This window comes from Gemella bergeri ATCC 700627 (genome assembly GCF_000469465.1).
GTDB classification, from domain to species: domain Bacteria; phylum Bacillota; class Bacilli; order Staphylococcales; family Gemellaceae; genus Gemella; species Gemella bergeri.
On sequence record NZ_KI271792.1, the window covers coordinates 8911 to 9583 of the forward strand.

The window sequence follows — 673 nt, forward strand, 5'->3', positions numbered from 1 at the left end:
GAGTGTTGCACTTTTATTTGCAATTCGTCTATTTAAATAACGAAATAATTATTCGGGGAGATTGTAAAATCAAATTAGACAGAAAAAAATAAAATAAAAAAACATAGTAAAAATCTGATATAATAAATTTTTCATAAAATACTAAGGAGATTTTTACTATGTCTAAAACTAATTTTACAAGAAAATATAAAGAAAGTAAACATCTAACGTTTAAAATACGCAAAGTTCTTTCACAACTGTTGAAAGAAGCTGACAAATGTAAAAAGAAAAACAAATCTTTTATGTCAAAACGTACAATAGCTAAAATGTTAAATGTATCGCCTCAAACAGTACTTAACGAGATAAATAGAGGTACAATCAAAACCAAAGTAAAAATTAATAATAAAGTAAAATATAGAAAAGAATATAGTCCAACCTATGGACAATATATTTACGAAACAAACCGTATGAACTGTCGAAATAAATCGAAATTTACAAAAGTGAAACATTTTCTAGAATATGCACAAAAACTAATGAAAGAAGATAGTTTATCACCTGATGTGGTAATTGGACGAGTATTAACACTAGGTTTATTTAAAAAAGAAGAGGTGGTTTGTGTAAACACATTATATCGCTATATAAATGATGGTAGATTGAAGATTAAGAATATTGATCTTAGAGAAAAGGTAAGTCG

Annotated in this window: 1 protein-coding gene; it reads left to right on the plus strand. The window is 26.0% G+C overall.

Translation table 11 applies throughout. From position 1 onward, the window contains the following. Positions 1-158: 158 nt before the first annotated feature. The coding region (locus HMPREF1983_RS00325) for a hypothetical protein (protein WP_021752273.1) at positions 159-673 on the plus strand (515 nt) is incomplete at its 3' end.